This is a genomic window from Psychrobacter sp. PAMC 21119 (assembly GCF_000247495.1).
In the GTDB taxonomy this organism is placed as follows: Bacteria; Pseudomonadota; Gammaproteobacteria; order Pseudomonadales; family Moraxellaceae; genus Psychrobacter; species Psychrobacter glaciei.
The window spans coordinates 36,451-58,673 of sequence record NZ_AHVZ01000011.1 but is presented as its reverse complement, the minus strand read 5'-3'; the positions used below and the strand labels follow the sequence as shown (position 1 = coordinate 58,673).

Here is a 22,223-nt window from a genome sequence, read left to right as displayed (position 1 = left end):
CCTTTTTTATGTCTGATTTTATCAATTAGCGACCATACAATAAGCCGTTAATTGTGCTAACCATATTGCTTAACGAGCATTTGCTTCCATTTCCTCTAGCGTGGTCATCGCTAGCAATAGCTTTTCTTCATGGTCGCTGTGCTGCTGCTGTAGCGCGGTTTGCTCATTGAGCAACACCAATAAATCGGACTTTCGGCTATCTTCATAGAGATCCGTGTTGGCCAATTTTTCTTCTAGAGCAATTAATTGCGCATCAATTTTAGCCAGCGCCTTTTCTGTATTTTCAATTTCACGGCGAATTGGTGCGGTCAACTTACGTTGTTCGGCGGCCAGTTTGCGCTGCTCTTCTTTACTAAGCGTAGGTTCAGCGGCTTTGTTTTTTGAAGGTGCATTAGACGCTTTATTGCTGATTTGACTACTATCTGTTTCACGTGAAACAAACTTCTTACTCTCTTTTTTGCTTTTTTTCTTGCTAGTGTTTTTATCTGGTGAATTCTCTTGTTTACGCTTTTCTGCCAGCCACTTGCCATAGTCGCTGATGTCACCATCAAACTCTTCGATGATACCATCATGTACCAAAAACAGATCATCACAGACGTTCGCAATCAATTCGCGATCATGCGAAACCAGTACCACTGCCCCTTCAAAACCTTGTAAGGCAATGGTCAATGCTTGGCGCATTTGCAAGTCTAAATGGTTGGTTGGCTCATCAAGGACGAGGACGTTCGGACGTTGCCAAACAATTAATGCTAGCGTCAAACGCGCACGCTCGCCACCAGAGAATAATTCACTTGGGGTATCAATGCGCTCTCCACGGAAGTCAAAACTACCCAAAAACGAACGTAGCATCGCATCAGACGTTTTGCCTGCTAGACGACGCAGCATTTCTATTGGGGTTGCCTTTGCATCAAGAATATCCATTTGATGCTGGTTAAAATAGCCAAGTTTAAGGGTATCAGAGACACGATACGTCCCTGTTAATACGCCAAGCTCGCCGACCAATGCCTTGATAAGTGTTGATTTACCTGCGCCATTCATGCCTAGCAAGCCGAGACGCGTATCCGGCGTCACCTGCACATTGGCATTATGCAGCAGTGGTACGTCGCTATAACCAATATCTGCTTTGGTCAACTCAATCAGCGGTGAGCTCATATTTGCTGGCTCGTAGAAGCGGAACGAGAACGGGTTGTCCGCCATCATTGGTGACAGCTCAGCCATACGCTCAAGTTGCTTGATACGGCTTTGGGCTTGCTTGGCTTTACTGGCTTTGGCGCGGAAACGACGAATAAAGTCATCCAAATGCGCCTTAGTCGCTTCTTGTTTTTCAAATGCTTGCTGCTGCTGCGCCATACGCTCATGACGGGTACGAATAAACTGCTGATAGTTACCCGTATAAAGGGTGATTTTTTGTTGTTCTACATGAAGAATATGACCAACCGTCGCATCCAAAAATGCTTGGTCATGCGAGATGACGATCACTAGACCGGTAAACGCATTGATCCACGTTTCTAGCCACAGAATCGCATCCAAATCCAAATGGTTGGTTGGCTCATCGAGTAACATAAGATCAGCACGGCTCATCAAGGTTTTGGCAAGGTTCAAACGCATACGCCAGCCGCCCGAAAACCCTTCTACCGGTAGCTCATGCTGACTCGTATTAAAGCCAAGACCTGCCATGATTTGCGCGGCTTTGGTCGGTGTGCGATACCCATCAATTTCGTCGAACTGCTGATGCAACACCCCAATCTGCTCATCACTAACGCTGCTCAAATCATTCAAAGAGGCATTAATCTCATACCACTGCTCATCACCGCTCAATACATAATCAATCGCAGACTGGCTACTTGCACCAACTTCCTGTGCCATATGCGCCACATGCCAGCTATCAGGGATGCTCACTTCGCCCCTATCAAGTGTGACCTCGGTATCGCCAGTGCCCATTCGAGTCAGCAGTAAAGCAAACAAGGTCGATTTACCAGTGCCGTTGTTGCCCGTTAAGCCAACTTTGTGGCCCGGATGGAGCTGGAAGCTTGCACCTGCAAACAATTCACGACCATCACGGCGAACACCAACGTCTTTAAATTCGATCATATAATTTCTTCATCTCAACAATAATATAAATACAAGGCAATAAAAAACACACATGGGGTATGCTATCTGGCGGCTATTATTTCAAACGCTTGGCCTATAGGCAAACGATTAAATAACTATTTCAAAACCAATCAGTTATTATGATAAAAAAGCCTGTCTTAAAACCCACGTTGACGACTGTCACTCTTGACAAACGAATCGTCACCCCCATTATGATATACTGCCAAAAGATTAATGCCAGCAGATTATTAATATAGTAGTAGCCCAAATACCAACCTTATAATATTGCAACGACTTTGCCATAACGACAGCACCCAATCGAATCAAACGCCGCGCGTATCTTTATTTGCAACGATGTCAGTTGCAAACCCAAACAGGACGACGACCGCATTTGATCCTAGCAACTGAGGTAGATATGAACGAATCAGCCAACCAATTTAGCCCAAGCTCAAGCCAGCCAGTAGATCCAACGATATTAAGCCTAACCGATAGTGCCGCACAAAAAGTACGTCGCCTACGTGAAGAAGAAGGTGATAGCGATCTTATGCTACGCGTCTATGTGACTGGCGGTGGCTGCTCAGGTTTTTCTTACGGTTTCAACTTTGCCAATGACTTAAATGAGGATGATGCCAATTTTGACAATGGTGATGTGACCTTGGTCGTCGATTCGCTAAGTTATCAGTATCTGCAAGGCTCTACTGTTGACTATACCGAAGGATTAGAAGGCGCACGTTTCGTCGTGACCAATCCAAATGCAACCACGACTTGCGGCTGTGGTTCATCATTCTCTATTTAATCTGAATAGACTGTAGCACTATGTTGAATAGCCCAGAACATGACAGTCAAAGCATCTATCTCTCGGGTAGATGCTTTTTTTATAAAGACCTAGTAGTAATAACCAAGCTGTATTCTTGACCAGTTTGCCCAAAAAAAAGTGCCGAAATCCAGACAAATCACTTCGCTTAAAGCTTATTGTATTTGTAATTGTCCGTGGTTTTCAGGGTCGCTTTGAGCTAAACTGACGTCATTATCAACCTAAATACCCACCTCTTTGATGGTCATACACCAGTCGTGTTTTGAGCCGCCATAACAAATAACAATAGATGACTATTATGAGTAATTTTGTGCCTAGCTTTGTTAGCTTTGAAATCCCTAATTGGTTTGATACTCAGCATTTAACGGGTATGCTCCGCGGTATCGAAAAAGAGGGCTTACGTGTTAAGCCTGATGGTTTTTTGGCACAGACACCGCATCCAGCCAAACTTGGCTCAAAACTCACCCATCCGTTTATCACCACTGATTATTCGGAGAGCTTGCTTGAGCTCATCACTGACCCAAAAGCCACCCCAAAAGAGACGCTAAACATGCTGCGTCAGCTGCACGTATTGGTGTATCAGGGTATGCCTGAGGGTGAGCTGATGTGGCCACTGTCTATGCCATGTATGCTGTCGTCCAAAGATGAAGATATCCCATTGGCGAATTACGGCAGCTCTAACACCGGTAAGCTAAAAACCCTATATCGCAGTGGTTTAGGCATCCGTTATGGTCGCCGCATGCAGACTATCGCTGGTCTACATTACAACTTATCTTTTGGTGATGGTCTGTTTGAAGCGTGGCAAGCGAAAGCACCCACCGCCCCAACCCAAACGTTGACAGATTTCAAGAACGAAAAATACTTAGGTCTTATTCGCAACTTTAAGCGCTTAACCAGTCTCGTGTTGTATTTGTTAGGTGCCAGTCCAAGTGTGTGTCCTTGCTTTATATCAGGGCGCGAGCACGATTTGGAGCTGCTGAACGATTCAACCTATTATAAGCCTGCCGCCACTAGCCTACGTATGGGCAAGCTTGGCTATACCAATAGTGTGCAAGAACACCTCGATATCCGCTATAACTATCTACCAGAATATGTCGCTGGATTGCGCCGTGCGATTCAAACGCCACATGAGAGCTTTGAGAAGCTTGGTTTAAATGATGCTGATGGCAATCCTATCCAGATCAATAACCATATTCTGCAAATAGAAAATGAATACTATAGCCCGATACGTCCTAAACAAATTGCGATGAGTGGCGAGACCCCTACCGAGGCACTTGAGCGTCGCGGGATTGCTTACGTCGAGTTCCGCGCCATCGATCTTGATCCGTATAGCGATATCGGTATCCGTCTATCTAGTGCTTGTTTTTTAGAAGTGATGGCGCTGTATTGCTTGCTAAATGATTCGCCTGAATTGATGCCTGAAGAGGAAGAAGCTTTGGCCATCAATCTTGAGCGCGTGGTCAATGAAGGTCGCCGTGACAATTTGCACATCATTAACAATGGTGCGGAGCAGTCACTAGAAAGTTGGATGCTGATGCACTTAGGTCGTATGCAACCACTAGCAGCCCTACTCGATGCGCATTATGGTGGCAATGATTACCGTGCGGCGGTGGCGTTGATGCAAGGCAAAGCGGGACATTCTGAGTCGACCATATCGGCGCAAGTAAACTCTGATAGCAAACGTCTAGGCAGTTTATGGCAGCTGGGCTTTACCCTAGCGCAGCAACATCGTGACTCTCTATTGCAGCAAACCCTTAGCCCCAATACCCAAGCTAAATATGAAGTATTGGCTGAAAAATCAATACTACAGCAAGCAGAGATTGAGGTGGCTGAAACAGAAGACTTTATGGACTTCTTACAACAGTACCGCTAATTAACCTTTGTTATTGTCCATCGTTTTTATTGTTGATAGTGTTTTATTGATTATATTATAAGAGTATTCGACCAATGCAACAGCTAACCACTTACCGTAACTTGCAAGTATTTTTAGTATTAATGGCAGTGATAGGAATGAGTTTTGCGCTGTTCTATTTACAGCGCCATCTGGGTCTATCACCTTGCCCACTTTGTATTTTTCAACGTGTTGGCCTCATAGTAATGGGCGGTTTTGCCTTAATATCAGCACTGTTTAATCCAAAATCTAAAGTGGTAAGACTCATATTATGGCTTGGTAGCTTAGCAGGTATTGGCTGGGCGACTGCGGTTGCTGCGCGTCATGTCTGGTTACAGCATCTACCTGCCGATCAAGTCCCTTCGTGTGGTCCAGGTCTGAACTATTGGATGGACACCCTTCCTATTCTGCAAGTGTTTAAAGAGGTTTTTGCAGGCTCTGGCGAATGCGCCTCTGTCGACTGGACACTTATGGGCTTAAGTATTCCTGAGCAATCACTGATTCTTTTTAGTATTCTATTGATCGTACACGTACTGATATTGTGGCGTATCATCCGCCCTACCGCAGCTGTTCGTCGTGCTTAATGATAACTGAAGCGGTTGACGGTTCAATAAAACGGTAACCCTCTATCTTTTCATAAAATGGCAACTCTCTAGATATAGAGGTTTGCCATTTTTTTTATTCTTTCTTTATCGTCCTTACTAATTCTAAACGCCCTTGTTCACTGCATTCACTGCCCCTTCATCCCACTTATCCTCTTTATCATACCGCTTGATAACAAAAAGTCCACATAGGCATCTGTGATGCTTTGATATGGTATGACAGCTTATGTGCTCAGTTGGCATAAGGATATGCTCTGGCTATCCTGTCATTAACTGCAAGCCATTGCCTAATAAGTACCATGTCCAATAAGTTAAATATCTAGGGCGTGTCTTCATTTCAAAAATGGTGATAAAAATGAGATAAATTGCCGCCAAACAAGAAAAATAGCGCAGATAATATCGGGATATTAACCAGCTATTTGACGATGTTTGGCAAGATTTAGCCATTTTTAGCCCATTTAGATGACTATCGAGTGAATTGAAGACACGCCCTAATAAGCTTAACCCTATTACTGATCGATACCAACCGATAAACGCATACTATCAGCGCCTAATGCTGATTTAGTCTCGGTAAGCTTGTCCGCTTTTGTCTCTGATAATAGCGCCAAATCGATCTTAACTGACAATACTCGTAACGTTTCTAGAATCTATATTAAAAACTGTTTTTGGTATGCCATGATATATCTTACGTCTATTTTCTCTACTACTTCTAAAACCATAAGACACTCTGGTCGACTGCTGTTAGCGGTGCCCATCTGTTTGCTACTTCTCGGTTGCGACAGTTCTTCGTCTACGACGAGTAAAGGTGTGAGCACTAAAGTTGCACCCGTCGATAATGCGGAGCGCTCTGATCTGCAAGGGGTCGCCGATGACTCGCAAGACAATGAGCAAGCGAATGCTGATGCGCTGGCTAATGCAGATACTGGACAATCCCTTATTAGCGCCGCACAGCCCACTGATGACACGCATGCACGTAGCGCACCGATGATTTCAGAGTCAAATAATGATAGTGCGCTACAAGCTACATTGATGGGCGATTATGGTGGTATGGTGCCTTGTTCGTCTTGTGATAATATCGATGTCACACTAAACTTATTCGCTGATGGCTCAGTACTCAAAACCAGTATTTATAATAGTCCTGAGACGCCACGTTCACCGCTTTTTGAGTCTGGCATCTATCGTCAAGACAATAATAAGATCACGATTGTCTATCAACAAAAACAGATTGAGACCTATAGTATTCAAGACAACCATCTTATATTGATGGACGAAAACAAGAGTCCTAATAATGACTATACCTTGTCACGTAAATAAGACAGTAGACAGACCGTCAGATATCAACAAGTTCGAATAAATAAATACCTAAGCCAACACACCAAACAGCGCCTACTTTTAAGGCGTTTTTTATTGGTCATCTAATAGTGTTTACTTTACAATGAGTGGCTGTCTACCCTGTTGATACTTTGATAACTGCTTGCTCATTCTGCAATAGAGGTCATTGGTACGGGTAATATTTAGGTGGGGTTCGACCTATAATAATCAGCTGTTTATTCTGCTGATATTACAAACAATTTCACGTTTTCATTCTTTCAATTTACGCTCATACGGAACGTCTATGCACATTCATATTCTTGGTATTTGTGGTACTTTTATGGGCTCGTTGGCCTTACTAGCGCGAGAACTTGGGCACACTGTGACTGGCTCTGATGCCAATGTGTATCCGCCCATGTCCACCCAATTAGAAAATGCAGGCGTCACTATTGAAGCAGGCTACCTGATAGAACATCTGCAGCCAGCACCAGACTTGGTCGTCGTCGGCAACGCGATGAAGCGCGGCATGGACGTAATCGAATATATGTTGGACACAGGACTACGCTATACGTCAGGGCCACAGTTTTTATCTGAGGAAGTGTTGCAATCGCGCCACGTGATAGCCGTTGCCGGTACTCACGGCAAAACCACGACGACGACCATGCTCGCTTGGATATTACATTATGCAGGCATCGACACTGGGTTTTTAATCGGCGGTGTGCCACTTGTTGATACCACTGATGAGCGTTTACAGCAGGTCTTCGCTCACAGCAGTTATTTGGGCGCTGACAAAATTGATAATGACGATTCGGCAAATACTGGCTATTTTGTCATTGAAGCAGATGAATATGACTCTGCATTTTTTGATAAGCGTTCAAAGTTCGTTCATTACCGCCCGCGTACGGCTATTTTAAATAACCTTGAATTTGACCATGCGGATATTTTTGCGGATCTCAATGCTATTCAGACCCAATTTCATCATATGGTGCGCATGATTCCGAGCACTGGTAAAATCATTATGCCAGCAGCGACCGCCAGCTTAGAGGATACGTTGGCAAAAGGCGTTTGGACACCCGTTTGGCGAACCACCGTGCTGGATTCAGCAGCAAACACTATCAATGTAGAAGATGAGAATTTAGACAATAACAGCGAGTGGCAGGCTGAGCTTATCAGCGAAGATGGTGGTCAGTTTAGCGTAAATTTTATTGCTGACGCTGTTGATAAAGACGCCACGGGAGTCGTCGACTGGTCGATGAGCGGTATTCATAACGTGAATAATGCGCTGGTGGCTGTTGCGGCAGCTTATAATGTTGGTGTGTGTGTCAAAACGGCTTGCGCTGCATTGTCTGCCTTTGCTGGTATTAAACGTCGCATGGAGCTGATCGGTGAGGTAAATGACATCTTAGTCTTTGATGATTTCGCCCATCACCCCACTGCCATTACCACTACGTTAGATGGTGCCAAAAAGAAACTGGCGAACAGACGTATTTGGGCCATCATTGAGCCACGTAGTAACACCATGAAAATGGGCATTCATCAAGACAGCTTGGCTGAGTCTGCTGCCCTCGCCGACTATACACTGTGGTATGAGCCGACAGGACTAGAATGGGGTCTAAAAGACGTCATTGATCAGGCCACTGCTACAGGCACTAATACTACAAACTCCACTATGAGCAACCAACAAGTGCTCTCTAGTGTCGATGCCATTATCGAACATATCGACACGCATGCAACAGCTGGTGACGCCATTGTGATTATGTCTAATGGTGGTTTTGAAGGTATTCATCAACGCTTATTAACTGCGCTACATAACAAAGCTATATAAAAAAGCTATGTAAAAAGGCCACGTAACAAGGCTATGTAAAATGTATCAATGTGCCAATTGATGACATGCCCAAGCTAGTATAGATTTGGTTTTGAATAAGAGCGTTGCTTATTATGAAAGAGCAACGCTTTTTTATTATCAGACTTTTTGATTACTTTGGAATGTCTCAGCATTTGCAATAGCCATAACTCATAAGCCATGAGTTGCGTTTGCGACTTCGCTACCTTCTTAACCTTTCATTTACTTATCCTACGTGTATCTTAGCAAATCGAGGGTTTTCCTCACACAGCTCATACACTGGTAACATTTCGCGCTTACCTTTAGTTCTAGACAGTCCCTACAATGTAGTTATCGAAATTAATAAACGAATTAATAAATAACATATAATTGATAATAAATTTAGGAGAATGATATGAGCTTTATTTGGATGATTATTGTAGGTTTGGTCGCAGGTTTATTGGCACGAGCTATCAAGCCAGGTAGCGACCCTATGGGTTGGATAATGACCATCGTATTGGGTATTGTTGGTGCTTTAGTAGGTGGCTTCTTGGCCGGACTAATCGGCATAAATGCTGACGGTGGTTTTACTGGTCTAATATTCTCAGTAATCGGTGCCATAATTTTACTATTCATCTATGAGATGATTATGAGCAAGCGTCGTATCTAATCACGTTTAATGTGATATACGACTGACAAAAAAAGGTCTGGCGATAAGCGAGACCTTTTTTATTGTCTGGCTGTATTGCGCTTATCCATAGCGACATAAACACGGCGATATCAACAGGTGGCATTGATAAGCATTACTTTTGTCCCCATTTATCTTATAATAGCTCCACTATTTTATATTTATTATTGAGGTGAGCCGTATGGCATTACTCCCTATCTTAAGCTATCCAGACCCGCGATTACGCACCATTGCAAAGCCTGTCAAGGAAGTCACTGCTGAAATAAAAACCTTAATCGCTGATATGATTGAGACCATGTATGATGCCCAAGGTATTGGTTTGGCTGCCAGTCAAGTAGATCGTCATATCCAGCTCATCGTTATCGATTTGTCAGAAGACAAAAACGATCCTAAGGTCTTTGTTAACCCGAAAGTCACGCCATTGGTGGAAGAAAAGCAACCGTACGAAGAGGGTTGTTTGTCCGTACCTGAAGTCTATGACAGTGTTGAGCGCCCAAACAAAGTGCGTATTGAAGCCTTAGATGAGAATGGTGAAAAAATCGATGAAGAGGTAGAAGGCTTACTTGCCGTCTGTATTCAGCATGAAATGGATCATTTAAATGGGGTCATATTCGTCGATTATTTATCACGTCTCAAACAAACTCGGGCACGTGACAAAGTTCGTAAAGTGCTCAAAATACGTGAAAAACAAGGCGAGCAATCCGCTGAAAAACAGCCGCAAACCACCAATGCTTAATACAATCCGTCTTTAGAGCGTTTAGGGCTTTTTTGCTCGACCCTTCTAAAGCAACGCTATTTTTTATTATCCACCACATATTGTTTTTATTAAAGGTTTCCTACCATGACCATGATCAAAATTGACCAATATTTTGACCCTGCCGGCTGGCAGAAATTCACCAAAGCTGCCGAAGGTCGCGAAACCCCATTCTTAGTGGTGGACCTTAGCCGTATCAAAACCAAATATCACGAAATGGTTGGTTTTTTTCCGAATGCCAAGTTGCATTATGCGATGAAAGCCAGCCCTGCAGTTGAGGTCATTAATTTACTGGCCGAGCTTGGTTCAAACTTTGATTGTGCGTCCATCTATGAGCTTGACCGTGTCCTCGACTGCGGCGTTGAGCCATCGCGTATTTCTTACGGCAACACCATCAAAAAAGCAGAACATGTCAAATATGCATTTGAGAAAGGCATTGATTTGTATGCGACTGACTCAGAAGCCGATCTAAAAAATATTGCTAAGCATGCCCCTGGTTCAAAAATCTTTGTGCGTATCTTAGTGCAAGGCTCTGAGACCGCTGAATGGCCATTATCACGCAAGTTTGGTTGTCATCCGAATATGGCGATTGAGCTGTTGATTCAAGCCCGTGATTTGGGTCTGGTGCCTTATGGCATCTCGTTCCATGTGGGTAGCCAACAAAAAGACGTTGCCGCTTGGGATGATGCCTTAGCCAAGGTCAAGTATATGTTTGACTGGATGAAAAACGAAGAAGATATTAAGCTACAAATGATTAACCTAGGTGGCGGCTTTCCAGCGAACTATATCAGTGAAGTCAATCCGGTAAAAGTCTATGCTGAAGAAATCACTCGTTATTTGACGGATGACTATAATGACGAAGACATGCCAGAGATTATCCTAGAACCCGGTCGTTCATTGGTTGGTGGTTCAGGGGTGCTGGTCAGCGATGTGGTGCTTATTTCGCGTAAGTCGAACACCGACTTGACGCGTTGGGTATACACCGATGTGGGCTTATTCCAAGGCTTAATTGAAACCTTGGGTGAAGCGATCAAGTATCCGGTTTATACGCCTAAGATGGAAACGTCAACCAGCGAAGGTACGGTCGTGTTAGCTGGTCCAACTTGTGATTCAACCGATATCATGTATGAAGAAGCAGGCTATCAGTTGCCAGAAGAGCTAGAGATTGGTGATAAAATCTTTTGGTTAACCACTGGCGCTTATACTAACTCGTATTCGTCTGTTGAGTTCAATGGTTTTCCGCCGTTAGAAGTGATTTATATTGACTAGCATTTCGTCAGTATTATTTAAAAAAAGCGCGGTACTATGATTCGCAGTGCCGCGCTTTTTTATGCCAAAAACAATATTAATCCATGCAATGCTACTGCACCATTATCCAGATTGGCGTGCTGTTAGTATTATTCATAGCGCGATTACTTGCATAAGTTGAGCGTTGGGCTTGGCTATTCTGTGAAATCTGACCGATAGTCACCCACTGTCCACGTGGCACGATAATGGTACTATCTAAGCGCTGACCTTGAATGGCTTGATGACTATTTTGATTATAAGACGCATTAGAACGCACTAGCCTCTCTTCAACTTGTGATAACTGCACTTCGACTTGACCATTGGTAAGCAGCCTTGGCGTAACGGCAATACCTTGCGTCGTTGGCAATAATACTTGCTGCTGAATAATAATCTGTCCCGACGGGCGATTATAAGTTGGGTAGGTATTAGTCTGAGTCAGCGCATAGAGCGTGCCTGTACTGATACTCGCGGCACTGCCTGACAGCGTTTGCACTTGATATAAATTATTTGTTTGCTGCTGACTGTTGCGCTGGTTAATCATGCCTGCGCCTTGGATACCTCGATTGGTGATAATAACCTGCCCTTGCTGGATACTACCTTGAGCACTGCTATTATTGCCCACACGCACAGCGACCGTTAACGCTTGTGGTTGGCGGTCAATTTGGCTCAATAGCTGCTGTATTGCCTGATAATTAGCAGCAGTCGTGCGGAGTACCAGCTTATCCTGATAGGTTGCAACTGTGCCACCATCGCGACTGGTATTTAGCTGCTGACGAACTGATGGCAATAATGCATCGCCACCATAGGTATGAATGACGTAGGTTTGGTAAGTGGCCGCGATAGCCGACGTATTCAGTACAAAGCATGCGGCTGTAATCAATAATGGAATCACTACTTTTTTAATAAGAGCGTCCATAAGCGGTTAAATCCGAATCAAGTGACCAAATAAACACATCTACATGTTTACGTTTATTCGCTTTGTTCTTCGCCTGAATATCTTCGTATTCTTTGATAATCGATAAGTCTGTCAAGCTCATACCTTCATTAGGTTTATCAGACGTTTTATTCTGTCCAGCTTTATCAACAAAATCAGCGATCCATTTCTGCCATTCTAGTTTCAATTCAAAATCACTTATTTCAAATGGTAAATCACCATTAAACGTACTTTGCATCATATCAACAAATCTTTGAGCAGTTTGTCGCCGTATGGTTCCATCACCATTTTGACTAATATGATTACCAACTTCAACCGCCACTACGAACGGTATAATAAATCGACAATCCGATTCTATGTAGGTTTTGAAATCGGCCATGACATTACTTTTCTCATTATTCCGATTGGGTACATCTAAAATATTCAATAATATGGTGGTATCCATCAAACAAATATCTACCATTTAATCAGCTCCTTGTAGCTGATTTAGCCAATTCAATGCTTGTTTTTTACGCTGCTCCGGTGTGGTTGGTTGCTTCACAAAGCGCTCAACGATACCTTGAGTGACCAAGTCTCCTAATGAGCCCTGAGCGACTAAGCCAAGATAATCATCTAAGTCCCCTAACCGCACCAACCTACTATCGCCCTCTTTCGGATCTCTATAGCAAAATACGACATCTGCGAGTGCTTCATCTGGTAGTGCATCCATTAAGGCAGGATTATGCGTTGATAATAATAATTTAAGCTTACGCTCCTCGGCGTACTGGCGCATTAGACTTAGTACTTCATGCGCACGCGTGGGATGGATACTATTATCAATCTCTTCGATGACTACCGTCGCCCCTTCTGGGACGGACAGTAGCGCTGCAGCAATACCTAATATTTTTAACGTACCATCTGATAGCAAGTCCATTGGACATTCTCTTTTCTTGCTGCCAAATTTTTCTATCAGAACGAGCTCAACTCTACGTCTACTATCTACAAAAAATTTAATATCTGTAATGTTTTGCTCAGGTATATACTTAATGAAATTCAATAATTTGTTTTTATAGTGATTGTCTTTATCTAATGTGTGAAATAAAACACCAGCAACATTCGAACCGTTATAATTAAGCTCTTTACTAACAATACTCTCTTGTCTCATATTACTTGGTTGAAAGTCAAAAAAACGAGTTAATTTGAATTTATCGTCAATCTCATGAATATTATTTTCAAAATTATTTATAGCGTTTTTAATATCTTTTCCAAAATTCTTATTGTGATAGATTTTGTCATGCAACTCTATAAGGATATGAAGAAATGCTAAATCTTTAGAATATTCTGTTTTGATCGAACTTAGACCTATGAAACTATTATTATGAGTAATAAATACATTGTGCTCCTCATTATTTGTTAACAAAAACTTCTCATATATCAAGCTTTCCAAGTTTAAAGTCTTTAAGTGTTCTTTATTCAGCAGTGCATCCCTTAATATATAAAGCTTCTGTATATCATTTGATATACTTAATGACAAACATTCGTCCACAATATACAACTCATCTAAGTCAACTATAAAATCAATTTTATAATTTGCCTCGTTTAGCTGCATTGATAAAGTGAAATTTTTATTATTCAGTGCCAAATCGAAAACACTACCTCTTACCACCTTATCACTGTCATTCACTCTATTTTTGAGTGTCGATAAGCGCTCACCACCAGCCACCCAACTTAGAAAACGAAACGCTTCGATAGCATTACTCTTCCCTGACGCGTTCGCCCCTATTAATAGCGTTAAAGGTGATAATGGTAAAGTTGCATCCTTATAGCTTTTAAAGTTTTTGATAGTAATACTGGGATTATCTGTCATATCAACCTCACTCATATTAGATGACTCAAACACTAGTCATTTAAGCCTAAAACATCTTGCATGTTATATTGCCCAACTTTTTGCTGAATAACCCAAGTTGCGGCACGTACAGCGCCAGCAGCAAAGGTCATCCGTGCGCGCGCGCGATGGGTAATCTCGACGACTTCACCTTCAGCAATAAACATCACGGTATGATCGCCAATGATTTCACCACCACGAATGGCATGAATACCAATAGTGCCTGCTTCACGCTCGCCCGTTTGCCCTTCACGACCATAGACAGCAACGTCTTTTAAGTTTTGTCCACGTGCTTCTGCGACCGCTTCTGCCATCATGTAAGCCGTACCCGATGGCGCATCGATTTTATGCTTATGATGCGCTTCAATGACTTCTACATCTGCATCATTGCCAAACGCTTTTGCCGCCATGCCGAGCAATTTTAATGACAGATTAACGCCTGTTGAATAGTTGCCCGCATAGACGATGGCAATTTGTTCACTTGCCTTTGCCAATACTTGCTCTTGTTGCTCATTGAAGCCAGTCGTGCCGATGACCATCGCCACATCGTTAGCCGCGCAAATCTGCATATTTTGTTCAGTGGCATCAGGCAAACTAAAATCAATCAGCACATCGATGTCATTTATCACTGTCTGCAAATCGTCGACAATTTGCACCTCTAAGCGTCCGATAGCAGCGACTTCGCCCGCATCCGTACCCACAAGGCTAGATCCTTTGCGTTCAATCGCGGCGTTAAGCGTGGTTTGCGTGTTATCTTGTACGGCTTCGATGAGCATACGCCCCATACGACCACCAGCACCGATGACACCGACTCTGATGGCTTGTTTATTTGTATTTTCTTGCGCTGTTATCTGTTGGCTCATATTTTTACCCTAAAAGCTCTATATTAATAAGAAAGGTTTTGAATACTATTTGTCGTAAGTTTAGCAAATATCACCGCCTGAATGGTTTTTTATACTTCCAATAAAAACCCCCAGTGTTTCATGTGAAACACTGGGGGTTTTGTATTTAGTCATTCAACCGAACGAGTGATTAAAACAACTCAGTTAATCGAATAAGTCACCAATCTTTTTGAAGAATGATTTTTTATGCGGTGACTGCTGATGCTTGCTATCACCATCGAGCGTATCTTGGAATTGACGTAACAAGTCTTTTTGCTCGCGAGTCAGATTAACTGGCGTCTCGATGACCACACGGCAGATCAAATCACCTTTCATGGTCGTACGTACTGGCGTCACACCTCTGCCACGGACACGTAATAATTTACCACTTTGCGTCCCTTCTGCGACCTTGATTTTGACTTTGCCATCTAGGGTTGGAATCTCAACTTCTTTACCCAATGCCGCATCGGTAATGCTCACTGGCACGTCCATATAGAGATCGGCACCTTGACGGGTAAAGACATTATGCGGTTTGACGCGTACTTCAACGTATAGATCGCCATTTTGCACGCCTGCGCCGCCAGCTTCACCTTCGCCCGATAAACGGACGCGATCACCATCATCAACGCCTGCTGGGATAGATACTTCTAGCGTGCGTGATTTGTCTTTGACGCCATTCCCATGACAGTCAGAGCAAGGGTTTTTAATCTGTTTTCCAGAGCCGCCACACTGTGGGCAAGCTTGCTGAACGGCAAAGAATCCTTGCTGCATACGAACTTGACCTTGACCATGGCACATCTGGCAAGTCACGACATCAGAGGCATTTTTTGCGCCCTTACCATCGCAAGTATCGCAAGGTGCAGGCGCGGTAAAGCTGATTTCTTTTTTACAGCCGCGTACCGCTTCTTCTAGGGTCAGCTCTATGACATAACGCAAGTCTGAGCCGCGACGTGAACGTCCACCGCCGCCGCCACGTGATTGACCAAAGATATCGCCAAAGTTACCAAAGATATCGCCAAAGATGTCTTGGAAATTGCCACCACCAGCACCGCCGCCACCGCCCATGCCATTTTCAAAGGCTGAGTGCCCCATGCGATCGTAAGCGGAGCGCTTACTTTCATCGCTAAGCACTTCATAAGCCATCGACGCTTCTTTAAACTTGTCTTCGGCATCAGGATCATCAGAGTTGCGGTCTGGATGATATTTCATCGCCAGCTTGCGGTAAGCTCGTTTCACTTCCTTACTATCAGCGGTTTTATTGACACCTAATACTTCATAAAAATCGCGCTTACTCATGGGCTCTCCTATCGTCTTTACAGTGCCGCCTGCTGGTCGATTCACCAAACCAAATCAATTATCGCCTTGTTTCTGTACTCGATTGTTCTGTTAGGTTTCACATGAAACATAGCAGAACACGAGCGAAAGGAAGCAATAATGGTATGAATCTTATAAGCGAATACGGCGGGATGCTGCTTAGCCAAATCAATTATTAAAAGTTTGCGCTATTTATGGAGATAGCTGAGTAATTTATCAAGCTTTGACGTCATGAAATTACCGACTCGCTAGGTTTGGTCAGATCAAAAAAGATTTTGGTAGTAAATGGACAAAGCTTTTTATACCTGCCCAAGGTTAAGTCGTGCTAATATTTAGCGCCATATTGATGCCGATTAAGTTTGCGATAAGGTAAGAATTTTTATGAAAAAACTGCTGTTTTTATTGATCATAATTGCTGTGACCATCTATGCGGGCTCACCTTATTATAGTGCTTATCAACTCAAAAACGCTTACGATGCCAAAGACGGTGCCGCTATCGCTGCCGCCATTGATTATGAACAGCTGCGTCCAAGTATCGAAACTCAATTGACCGATCAATTTGCCAATACCATGACTCAATATCCATTGGTTGCTGAGCTGGGAGGTGCGCCATTAACTGATGCAGCCAATGGCTTTATCACGCAGGCAGTCGCTGGTGCCATCACCCCGCAAAACATCGAGAAAGTCATCAATACTCAAGGTCAAGCCAATAGCGCGACCAAAGAGCTAGCCGCTGCATGGGCTATCGCGAGCAATCAAGTCGACCTCAAAAACCTGATTCAAAACTTAATCATCCAGCGCGGCGATGTTAATGCAGTGGTTCAAAGCCAAATGCAGCAAATCATGAAAAAACAAGCAGCGGAACTCGAACAGCAGGCGGCACAAGGATCAGACAGTGACAAGCCGACATTGAACTATTGCGGTATTAATTGCTTCACTATTAGCGGTCAAGTAAAAGGCTACCCGCTCACGATAGAGATGCAGCGCGACGGTCTGATTCATTGGAAAATCGTTGATATCGTGTTGCCTTAATACGCCTGCTTTACTATTGCACTATTTTAGAAGTGAGATTGTCATGCTAACTCAAATAATGCCTCAGGGCATTCACGCTCAATCTAACGCTCGTCCTCCAACCACGTTGTTAGATGGTGGAATGGGACGTGAGCTTGAGCGGCGCGGTGCGCCTTTTCGGCAGCCTGAATGGTCGGCGCTGGCACTGAGCTTGGCACCAGAGAGCGTTCGTGATATTCATTTAGATTATATAAAAGCCGGTGCTACTGTCATCACGGTCAATAGCTACGCGGTGACCCCTTACCATTTGGGCGATAAATTCTTTAGTGAGGTCAAAAAGCTGATAGAAACAGCCGCTAAGCTCGCTTTTGAAGCTGTACAAGAAAGTAAAAAGCCTATTAGCATAACCTCTATTGCCAGTGCTGCCCCTATAATAGCCCCCGTAAAAATCGCTGGTTGCTTGCCGCCATTGTTTGGCTCTTATCGACCCGATCTATTCGACCCAAAGCAAGCACCGGTGATAGCCCATCCATTATTAGCCGCGCAAATAGCTTATGTGGATATTTGGCTGGTGGAAACCCAAAGCAGCATTATAGAAGCGACAACATGGCAGCAGTTGATTACCGAATTTACAGAGAATGAAAACAAAGCGACGCCAAAACCTATTTGGATTGCCTTTACGCTAGACGACAGTCAACTAGACATCGCTGATAACAGCAGCGAAGCAAACCCAGTAAATACACCCACGCTACGCTCTGGCGAAACAGTAGCAGAGGCCGTTCGCGCCATGATGGCTCTGGATGTGACGGCAATACTGTTCAACTGTAGTCAACCTGAGGTCATGGATTCAGCATTGCAGGTCGCCAAAGCCATTGTCAACGAAGCAGGAGGCACGCAACAACTTGGTGTTTACGCCAATGCCTTTGCTTCCAAGCAAGTCCATAAGCAAGCCAACGCCCAACTGCGCCAAATACGCACAGACACCACACCTGAGCATTACCTAAAATGGGCCACACTTTGGCAAGCATCTGGCGCGGATATCATCGGTGGCTGCTGCGGGATTGGCGTCGAGCACATTGCCTTACTTGCCCAGCATATAAAAGATACACCGTAAAAAAGTGACGCTGGTATTTATACTGCTGTAGTTGCACCCGCAGCACGTTCAATTAATTGCGCCACTGGTGCGTCGGGGCTCAAGGTGCCAAAGGTCAGGCCGTGTTCACCTGCAATGCGCGAGCGGCAAAACTCCGTCGCGATGTCTGTATGATCTCCTAGCAGAAAAATCGACGCCTGTAGCATCAATGCCAAGCGCTCAATCACATAGCGACTTCGAAACTCAAGCGTCTCAAGATCCTCGAAACGTTCTGCCAAGCATTTAAGTTCGGCATCATAATGCGCATTCTTGCCAGCAGCATTTTGCAATTCGGCGAATAGGGCTTCGCGCGTTTCCGGCTCTTTGCGCAAAGCGCGCAGTACGTCAAGGCACTGCACATTGCCACTGCCCTCCCAGATAGAATTCAATGGTGCTTGCCGATAAAGGCGTGGCAAAATGTTCTCTTCTACATAGCCGATACCGCCTAGACACTCCTGCGCTTCATTGATTAATACGGGTGCACGCTTGCATATCCAGTACTTACCAATGGCTGTCGCAATGCGTGCCAACGCAGTCTCATGCGGATCTTTGCCGCTCATTTCAACCGCGCGAGCAACGCGCATGGTCAGAGCGATGGCAGCTTCGGACTCCAAAGCCAAATCAGCCAATACATTGCGCATCAAAGGCTGATCGACCAGCAGTTTGCCAAAAGCCTCGCGCTGGCTGGTATGATGAATCGCCTGTACAACGGCTTGGCGCATCTGCGCTGACGAGCCAATCATACAATCCAAGCGGGTTAACGCCACCATCTCTAAAATTGTGACGATGCCGCGCCCTTCTATACCAACCAATTCACCGAAAGCACCATGAAACTCGACCTCGGATGAGGCATTGGACCAATCGCCCAGCTTATCTTTTAAGCGCTGTATCCGAACCGCGTTGCGCGTGCCATCGGGCAAAAAGCGCGGTACTAAGAAACAGCTAAGACCGCCTTCGGTCTGTGCCAATACCAAGTGCGCGTCACACATCGGCGCTGAAAAAAACCACTTGTGACCGATGATCTCATAGCTTCCATCCTTTTGACGACGTGCTTTGGTAGTATTGCGCCGTAAGTCTGAGCCGCCTTGTTTTTCAGTCATGCCCATACCGATAGTACAGCCCGTCTTTTGTTCCATCGGCAGGCTACGTGGATCATATTCTGCTGATAACAGCTTGGGCAACCATTTTTCTGCCAGAGCCGGTGCATGGCGTAGCGCAGGAATCGCTGCATAAGTCATCGACATCGGGCAACCAAAGCCTGCATCCGCCTGCGAGCCAAGATACATCACCGCCGCCCGTGCCACATGCGCCCCTTCACGATTTTCATGCCGCCAAGCAAAGCTACTCATGCCGTATTCCATCCCAGCTGCCATCAGCTCATGATAGGCAGGATGAAACTCGACCTCATCTATCCGATGACCATAGCGGTCAAAACTGCAAAGTTTAGGAGGATTTTCATTGGCAGCAAAACCACTATCAATCAAATCGCCACCAGTACGAGCGCCAAATGCGCTCAGATGATCCTGCGCCCATGATCCGCCCTCGCGAGCAACCGCTTCCATCAAGGCTATGTCTGTCTGCCATGCATTATAATTTTCTAGCGCAACCGGCTGATTGCACACCTCATGTGTATTGAATTGGTTCATCATCGACAACATCCTTATTTGATAGATCGCTTTGGCTTGTACCTTCCATAGTACAATGTTAATATTACATATGAAATCAAATATTGTCAAAAATAGTAATACTTCTTGGCCAACACCGCGTCTTCTCCTTTTGCGACTACTGACTGCAGCGGACGAGGAAACCTTGACGGCTGCTGAGGCCGTTCGTGCGGGTGCGCTATTTGATATGACCGAAAATAGCGTGCGCGTGACCATGGCAAGGCTGACACAAGCGGGACTGGTCGAGGCAGTCGATGCTGCTATTTATCGCTTGGGTGCTGAAGGGCAAAAACTGGGTGCTGATGTAGCGGCATGGTCGACGGCTGATCAGCGGGTGACAGAATGGGACAACTCATGGATCGCCGTTACCACGGGCGGCCTACCACGTAGCGACCGCAAAGTGCTCCGCGCCCGTGCTCGCGCGCTTTCTTTGTTAGGTTTCCGCGAGCTGGATACCGGTCTTTATCTGCGCCCCAACAATCTATCGGGCGGCGTCGAAACCGTACGCGCACGACTGTTAGACCTTGGCTTAGGAGAGGAGGCTGCCGTCTTTAAAGCCAGCGCCTTTGATGGTGTCCGACAGGACAAAGCATTATCACTCTGGTCCGATATGCAGCTGGAAGCAGGCTATAAAGAAATCTCGCAACGGTTGCATGACTGGTCGGCTGCTAAAGATACACTACCTCGTGATACTGCCCTACGTGAAGTCTATATGCTCGGTGATGCTGGTATCCGCAGTGTGATTTTTGATCCATTGCTACCTGCACCGCTGGTCAATGAGCGCGCACGGCAACAGTTTTTTGATACCGTCAGGCATTTCGATAGTGAAGGTCGTCGCCTTTGGTATGCATTTTTTAAAGAAGGTAACTTATAGAAAAGGTCATTTTAAAAGTAACTTATGAAAAATAACTTATGAAAATTGACAGACGATAAGTTATTTAATGCCCAAAGGTTATTTAATACCTAGAAACTCTAAAAATTCAGGACTCTCAAAGCTCGCTTGGTAGAGTACGCCATCCTCACGGTAAATAGCAGGCGTGGCTATGACTGCCAGTCCCGCCGCTTTTTCGCGATTGGGCGTCACATAATCAACATTACAGCTGGCAGCGGCTGGCATCATTTTTCCACTTAGCATGGCTTTATTAAGGGCTTTGCGACGGCTGTCCTCATCAGCTTGACACCAGATACCACGCATTTGCGCAGGTGACTGCTCATATATCGGATAGGCGATGGTTTTTACTGTGACGCCTTTAGTATTGAGCATAGGAAATTGTTGATGTAGCTTACGGCAATAAGGGCAATTGACATCGGTAGCCACATAGATAATGGCTTTTTCTGCGCTAATGGCTGGATAAGTAATCAATTGCGACTCGTTTAAAGCGGCAAACACCGATTGATTTTTGCGTTTTTCAAACGTTTCATCAAGCCCGATAAACTGACCGTTTTCGATGACGGATATCTCACTGTCAGTGATGTATTGCGCATCGTCCGATAGCAAGAAAGGCACTCCTTCTAGCGTTGCTCCCCAGATAACGCCCGGCACTGCCGTATAAAAGAAAGGCGTTTTAGCGCTCATATTCTTCAGCGCACTCATATTGGCAAGTAACGATGATTTGACGGCAGCACTAACTGGCTTTCCTATTTGGTCACGATTACTGCGTACTGGCGTTTTGGTTACTACGCGCTTGCTGGGGTTTTTCTGTAGCTCGCCTTGGATGACATAGCGGCCATCCTCAGTGATATGCAATGGCAGCTGTCCTGCTAGGTTGACTTGATACATATTGGGCAACTTAGAAGGCACAATTGAGGTTATCTGCGTCTTAATCCCTGCTTGCGTTAGCAACTGGCGCAAGCGCTTGTCCACCGACTGGCTTACCGTGCCAGCGGCTGGCGTGGTTTGCGCGCTTGAGCTGATTTCATTATTAGTAGCATCAGTGGCGCTCGGCTCGGCACAAGCTGTCGTCGCCAATAGTATCGCGCTCATCAAACCAGCAGACTTTAATAAAAATTGTTTCACGGAGACAGTCCCATTTGTTATAAAAGAAGTGTTTTAACAGACATGTTCGGTAAGTTTCTCTAACAAGCATCCACTTCATTATGTAAAAACATAGATTAAAAAGATAACGGGACTTTAGCATATGCGCTAACTTTGACAGCGATTAA

At 44.7% G+C, this 22,223-nt stretch carries 19 protein-coding genes; 11 read left to right on the top strand and 8 right to left on the bottom strand.

Translation table 11 applies throughout. The features are described from left to right. Nucleotides 1-69 precede the first annotated feature (69 nt). Complete coding sequence (locus RH96_RS04125; protein ID WP_010197676.1) at nucleotides 70-2,091, bottom strand: ABC-F family ATP-binding cassette domain-containing protein; 2,022 nt, start codon at nucleotides 2,089-2,091, stop codon at nucleotides 70-72. A 415-nt stretch (nucleotides 2,092-2,506) separates the two neighbouring features. Between RH96_RS04125 and erpA the strand changes: the two genes are divergently transcribed. The 8 genes from erpA to RH96_RS04085 all read left to right on the top strand — a co-directional run bounded on the left by erpA (nucleotide 2,507) and on the right by RH96_RS04085 (nucleotide 11,242). Continuing rightward, nucleotides 2,507-2,887: an iron-sulfur cluster insertion protein ErpA gene (erpA, locus tag RH96_RS04120; RefSeq protein WP_010197674.1), complete on the top strand. Its 381-nt coding sequence runs from the start codon at nucleotides 2,507-2,509 to the stop codon at nucleotides 2,885-2,887. A 316-nt stretch (nucleotides 2,888-3,203) separates the two neighbouring features. Further along, nucleotides 3,204-4,778, top strand: coding sequence for a glutamate--cysteine ligase (gshA, locus tag RH96_RS04115; protein ID WP_010197672.1), 1,575 nt, complete (start codon nucleotides 3,204-3,206; stop codon nucleotides 4,776-4,778). Between the two features lie 74 nt (nucleotides 4,779-4,852). Further along, nucleotides 4,853-5,380 (top strand): disulfide bond formation protein B, encoded by a 528-nt coding sequence (locus RH96_RS04110; protein ID WP_010197670.1) that lies wholly within the window; start codon nucleotides 4,853-4,855, stop codon nucleotides 5,378-5,380. Between the two features lie 825 nt (nucleotides 5,381-6,205). Continuing rightward, a complete protein-coding gene (locus tag RH96_RS04105) occupies nucleotides 6,206-6,712 on the top strand; it encodes a copper resistance protein NlpE N-terminal domain-containing protein (protein ID WP_010197663.1) in 507 nt (168 codons plus the stop codon). Nucleotides 6,713-7,013: 301 nt separating this feature from the next. Further along, entirely contained in the window at nucleotides 7,014-8,534 is a 1,521-nt protein-coding gene (mpl, locus tag RH96_RS04100; RefSeq protein WP_010197662.1) for a UDP-N-acetylmuramate:L-alanyl-gamma-D-glutamyl-meso-diaminopimelate ligase, read from the top strand. A 412-nt stretch (nucleotides 8,535-8,946) separates the two neighbouring features. Further along, a complete protein-coding gene (locus tag RH96_RS04095; protein ID WP_010197661.1) occupies nucleotides 8,947-9,201 on the top strand; it encodes a GlsB/YeaQ/YmgE family stress response membrane protein in 255 nt (84 codons plus the stop codon). A 199-nt stretch (nucleotides 9,202-9,400) separates the two neighbouring features. Beyond that, nucleotides 9,401-9,955: a peptide deformylase gene (gene def / locus RH96_RS04090; protein WP_010197660.1), complete on the top strand. Its 555-nt coding sequence runs from the start codon at nucleotides 9,401-9,403 to the stop codon at nucleotides 9,953-9,955. A 111-nt stretch (nucleotides 9,956-10,066) separates the two neighbouring features. Next, entirely contained in the window at nucleotides 10,067-11,242 is a 1,176-nt protein-coding gene (locus tag RH96_RS04085; protein ID WP_010197659.1) for a type III PLP-dependent enzyme, read from the top strand. A 91-nt stretch (nucleotides 11,243-11,333) separates the two neighbouring features. On the opposite strand, the gene RH96_RS04080 is transcribed toward RH96_RS04085, so the two are convergent. The 5 genes from RH96_RS04080 to dnaJ all read right to left on the bottom strand — a co-directional run bounded on the left by RH96_RS04080 (nucleotide 11,334) and on the right by dnaJ (nucleotide 16,235). After that, a complete protein-coding gene (locus RH96_RS04080; RefSeq protein WP_010197658.1) occupies nucleotides 11,334-12,176 on the bottom strand; it encodes a hypothetical protein in 843 nt (280 codons plus the stop codon). Further along, entirely contained in the window at nucleotides 12,160-12,657 is a 498-nt protein-coding gene (locus RH96_RS04075) for a hypothetical protein (RefSeq protein ID WP_010197656.1), read from the bottom strand. The genes RH96_RS04080 and RH96_RS04075 overlap by 17 nt, the downstream gene beginning before the upstream one ends. Further along, nucleotides 12,658-14,040 (bottom strand): AAA family ATPase, encoded by a 1,383-nt coding sequence (locus tag RH96_RS04070; protein ID WP_026037123.1) that lies wholly within the window; start codon nucleotides 14,038-14,040, stop codon nucleotides 12,658-12,660. It lies immediately after the preceding gene. Nucleotides 14,041-14,072: 32 nt separating this feature from the next. Beyond that, nucleotides 14,073-14,921 carry a 4-hydroxy-tetrahydrodipicolinate reductase gene (dapB, locus tag RH96_RS04065; protein WP_010197652.1) on the bottom strand — a complete coding sequence of 283 codons (849 nt, stop codon included), beginning with the start codon at nucleotides 14,919-14,921 and terminating at the stop codon, nucleotides 14,073-14,075. Between the two features lie 183 nt (nucleotides 14,922-15,104). Then, nucleotides 15,105-16,235 carry a molecular chaperone DnaJ gene (dnaJ, locus tag RH96_RS04060; RefSeq protein WP_010197650.1) on the bottom strand — a complete coding sequence of 377 codons (1,131 nt, stop codon included), beginning with the start codon at nucleotides 16,233-16,235 and terminating at the stop codon, nucleotides 15,105-15,107. Nucleotides 16,236-16,634: 399 nt separating this feature from the next. Here dnaJ and RH96_RS04055 point away from each other — a divergent pair, with 399 nt between their 5' ends. Next, complete coding sequence (locus tag RH96_RS04055) at nucleotides 16,635-17,285, top strand: DUF2939 domain-containing protein (protein ID WP_010197648.1); 651 nt, start codon at nucleotides 16,635-16,637, stop codon at nucleotides 17,283-17,285. A gap of 43 nt (nucleotides 17,286-17,328) precedes the next feature. After that, nucleotides 17,329-18,378 (top strand): homocysteine S-methyltransferase family protein, encoded by a 1,050-nt coding sequence (locus tag RH96_RS04050; protein WP_227500938.1) that lies wholly within the window; start codon nucleotides 17,329-17,331, stop codon nucleotides 18,376-18,378. A gap of 17 nt (nucleotides 18,379-18,395) precedes the next feature. Here RH96_RS04050 and RH96_RS04045 read toward each other — a convergent pair whose 3' ends face one another. Further along, a complete protein-coding gene (locus tag RH96_RS04045) occupies nucleotides 18,396-20,045 on the bottom strand; it encodes an isovaleryl-CoA dehydrogenase (protein WP_010197644.1) in 1,650 nt (549 codons plus the stop codon). 67 nt (nucleotides 20,046-20,112) lie between these two features. Here RH96_RS04045 and RH96_RS04040 point away from each other — a divergent pair, with 67 nt between their 5' ends. Next, nucleotides 20,113-20,934 (top strand): PaaX domain-containing protein, encoded by an 822-nt coding sequence (locus tag RH96_RS04040; RefSeq protein ID WP_010197641.1) that lies wholly within the window; start codon nucleotides 20,113-20,115, stop codon nucleotides 20,932-20,934. 78 nt (nucleotides 20,935-21,012) lie between these two features. On the opposite strand, the gene RH96_RS04035 is transcribed toward RH96_RS04040, so the two are convergent. After that, nucleotides 21,013-22,077 carry a disulfide isomerase DsbC N-terminal domain-containing protein gene (locus tag RH96_RS04035; protein ID WP_010197638.1) on the bottom strand — a complete coding sequence of 355 codons (1,065 nt, stop codon included), beginning with the start codon at nucleotides 22,075-22,077 and terminating at the stop codon, nucleotides 21,013-21,015. Nucleotides 22,078-22,223: the final 146 nt, after the last annotated feature.